General features: G+C 65.6%; 1 protein-coding gene and 1 pseudogene. Both read left to right on the top strand.

Annotated features, from left to right (window positions below; translation table 11 throughout):
* Positions 1-691: pseudogene (locus tag AC1DY5_RS55185) on the top strand (sulfite reductase subunit alpha); the annotation flags it as partial.
* 220 nt (positions 692-911) lie between these two features.
* Positions 912-1524, top strand: a 613-nt coding sequence (locus AC1DY5_RS55190; protein WP_478122624.1) for a TonB-dependent receptor plug domain-containing protein, incomplete at its 3' end; no start/stop codon positions are given.

The following is a 1524-nucleotide window of genomic DNA, read 5'->3' on the forward strand; positions in this document are numbered from 1 at the left end:
GGTCTATCTGCTGGCCTTCGCGCCGGCCCGCACCCCGGCGCCCGACTGGGAGTCCGGCGACATCGCCCAGCTCAGCCTGGCGAGCGATCCCGGGCGGCCGCGCGACTATTCGATCGCCTCCATCCCCGCCGACGGCGAACTGCATCTGCTGGTGCGCCAGGAACAGCACCCGGACGGCACCCTCGGTGCCGGCTCGGGCCTGCTGACCTCGACCTTGAGCCCGGGCGACACGATCTCGCTGCGGCTGCGGCCGCACCCCAATTTCCGCCTCTGCGAGAATGCGCGGCGGCCGCTGATCCTGATCGGAAATGGCACCGGGTTGGCCGGCCTGCGCGGCCATCTGCGAGCCCGCGCAGCGCTCGGCCGGCAGGACAACTGGCTGGTCTTCGGCGAGCGCCACGCGGCGCACGATTATCTCTGCCGCAGCGAACTCGAGGCCTGGCAGCGCAACGGCGTCCGACTCGACATGGTGTTTTCGCGCGACCAGGCAGAGCGGCGCTACGTCCAGCACCGCCTGCTTCAKCTTCACGACGAAGTGCATGCCTGGCTCGCGCGCGATGCGGCGATCTACGTCTGCGGCAGCCTGCAGGGCATGGCGAGCGGCGTCGATGCGGCGCTGCGGCAGATCGTAGGGGAAAAGGCAATGGGACAGCTTTTGGCAAGCGGCAGGTACCGTCGCGACGTGTATTGAGCCCAACACGTTGCTCAGACATCACAACAGCGCCGCTCTCGGCTCCCAAATGTCTCTCAATATGAACGCCGTGTGAACAAACGTATTGCGATTGATTATCATTAACTGAATTCGCGCTTCCGCGAATCAGCTCACCCAGCCAATCCTGCCGCTCGCTTGCCGATGCTGCGCGGGACCCGCCAGTCGAGCTCTCAGCCTTGCTTTCACCTGGGAACCCTTCATGGCCTACATCAAGAGCCGCAAGCACGCCGTCGCGCGCGCGCTGCCTCCCTTCGGCAGTGCTRCTGCCGCCACGCTGCTTGCACTGACCCTGCCTGCCGCCGCACAGACCTCCTCCAACACACTCAAGGAAGTGCGCGTCGAAGACAGCGCCGCGACCGACTTCAAGGTCGACAACTCGGCCAATCCGAAGTTCACCGCGCCGCTGATCGACATCCCGCAGGTGATCCAGGTGATTCCGGAAACGCTGATGCGCGAGCAAGGCGCCACCACGCTGACCGAAGCGCTGCGCAACACGCCGGGCGCGGGCGCCTTCTTCCTCGGCGAGAACGGCAACACCACCACCGGCGACTCGATCTTCTTGCGCGGTTTCGACGCCTCGAGCAGCATCTTCGTGGACGGCATCCGCGACCTCGGTTCGTTCTCGCGCGACGTCTTCAACATCGAGCAGGTCGAAGTGGTCAAGGGGCCCTCCGGTACCGATGTCGGCCGCAGCTCGCCGACCGGCTACATCAACCTCATCACCAAGAAGCCCAAGCTGGAAGACAGCTTCTCGGGCTCGCTCGGCTTCGGCACCGCGAGCTACAAGCGCGGCACCATCGACTGGAACAAGG

The organism is Variovorax sp. P4_D9, from assembly GCF_056401695.1.